The following is a 2,164-nucleotide window of genomic DNA, read 5'->3' as shown; positions in this document are numbered from 1 at the left end:
GGGGTCGGGCTGCTGGCCGGGCTTGGGGTTGTAGCCGGTGGTTTGAGCGGCGCGCTCCAGCGACTCTTCGGCGCGGCCAAAGCGGCCGGGCGCAAACGAAGCGGGCGTAGTCGCAGCCACGGCGGCAATAGAAGGAGCAGCGGAAGAAGTCGTTACCTGCATGGCGGAGGGGGTTTCGGGCGTGGGTTCGGCGGCCGAGTCTTTCGGGCGCTCTACCTGTACGCGGGCGGCGCGCGAAAGGATGGCCGCCGTGCCGCCCTTGGGCCGGCTGCGGGCCTTCTCCACTTTGTCGAGGGCATCGGAGGCGAGGTGATGCAGGTCGCGCACCAAGCTGTCGAGCTGCTGCTCCAGGCGCTGGCACTCTTGGCCCAGGCCGCCCACTTCGCGCTGCATGTCGGCCACGGTTTTTTCGGCCTGCTGGTAGGCGCCGTCCACAATCTCGCGGGCGCGCTGGCGGGCTTCGCTCAGCATGCCTTCGGCCTGAAACTGGGCTTCGCGGATGCGCAGGTCGGCCTCGCGCTGGGCCTGCTCGGTGATGTTGTTGCCGGTATCCTCGGCCGTTTTCAGGGTGCGGTAGAGGCTGCTTTCCACCTCGCGCATCTTCTGCACGTCCTGCTGGGCGTGCTCAAGCTTGAGGCGCAGCTCGCGGTTTTCGTCGCCCATGCGCTCCCACTGCTGCGACACGGTGGTGAGGAAGGCCTGCACCTCGTCGCGGTCAACCCCCCGAAAGGATTTCTCAAACGTTTTCTGGCGGATATCGAGGGCGGTGAGTTTCATCTCAATTAACAATTAACAATGAGCAGTGAACAACTAGCAGAAACCGGCCAAAACACCGTAAAGTGACGTTTTTCGACCGAATGAGGCAATTGTTCATTGCTCATTGTCCATTGCTAATTGCCAAACGGCCAGGCTGCGGTCGTCGCTACACGAAACTAGCCGGTTTTGGTTGCCCGGCCAAACCAGCCGGTTCACCGACGTGCCGTGCCCGGCCGAGCGGGCGCGGTCGAGCACGCGCAGCAGCGTGAGAGTGGCCGCGTCCCAAAGCTTGATGCTCTTGTCGAGGCTGCACGAGGCCAGGTAGCGGCCATCGGGGCTAAAGGCCAAGTGGTTGATGGTGTACATGTGGGCCGGCACCACGTCGGCCAGCGCGTAGCCGGCGGCCACGTTCCAGCGCCGAATCTGGGCGTCGCGGCCGGCGGTGAGCAGGTGCGCGCCATCGGGCGAAAAAGCCACCGAGAACACCGAATTGGTACTTTCGCCGAGCGTGAATTTCGTTTCGAGCGAGTCGAGATTGAGCACGCGCGTCAGGTGGTCGGAGCTGCCCACTAACAGCTCGCCACGGCCTTCGTGCAGGGCCAGCGTGCGCAGGCTTTTATCGGTGAGGCGCAGGAGCTTTTCCAATCGAAAGTCGGGCAGGCTCAGCACTGCCAGCGTGCCATCGCCCAGGCCCGCATACAGCCGCTGCCGGCTGGCCGAATACACGATTTCGAAGATGGCCACCGGCGGCAGGGCCGTGGCGTGGGCCAACTGCTTCCGGCTCAAGTCGAGGGCCTGAATGCCCTGAAAATTGTGCCCCAGCACCAGCAAATCCAGCTCGGGCAAGTGGCGCAGGGCGTACACCGAATTCTCGACGCGGGCCAGCAGCTCGCCGTCGCGGGCGGGTTCGGCGGCGTCCCAGCCCACCACCATCCCATCGGCGCTGCCCGAAAAAACCTGGCTGCCCGGCCCGCCCGTGAGGGCGTACACGGCATCGCGGTGGCCGGCGAGAGTGGCTATTTTCGTAACGGGCGGGCGGAAGATTTCGGGCATAACGGGGCTGCAAAGGTAGCCGCTCAGATGTTGGCTGGCAGATAACAGAACGTCATGCTGAGCTTGTCGAAGCATCTCTACCGGGGAAGTAATCCTTTCAACGAAGCGGCAGAGATGCTTCGACAAGCTCAGCATGACGTTCTTTACATTCTTCCCAATCGTCTACTTCCCGCTTCTGAAATGCCCCTGCATTCCATCCAGCACCTCTCCCCTACCGCCGTGCTGGGCCTCTGGCACCTCACTGAAACGCCCGAAACCTTGTGGGACGGCTTACCCCGGGCCGAGGCGTACCGGCCGCTACTGCCCGCCACCGCCGATGCCCGCCGCCAGGCCCAGTGGCTGGCCGGACGGCGGC

The 2,164-nt window shown here is 64.2% G+C and carries 2 protein-coding genes; both read right to left on the bottom strand.

Annotated features, from left to right (window positions below; translation table 11 throughout):
- The coding region (locus ACYVDE_RS20890) for a DivIVA domain-containing protein (RefSeq protein ID WP_460503469.1) at positions 1-777 on the bottom strand (777 nt) is incomplete at its 3' end.
- A gap of 93 nt (positions 778-870) precedes the next feature.
- A complete protein-coding gene (locus ACYVDE_RS20885; RefSeq protein WP_460503468.1) occupies positions 871-1,809 on the bottom strand; it encodes a WD40 repeat domain-containing protein in 939 nt (312 codons plus the stop codon).
- Positions 1,810-2,164 lie beyond the last annotated feature (355 nt).

The organism is Hymenobacter agri (assembly GCF_054778495.1).
The sequence above is the reverse complement of the archived record's forward strand: the minus strand, read 5'-3'. Positions and strand labels throughout refer to the sequence as shown.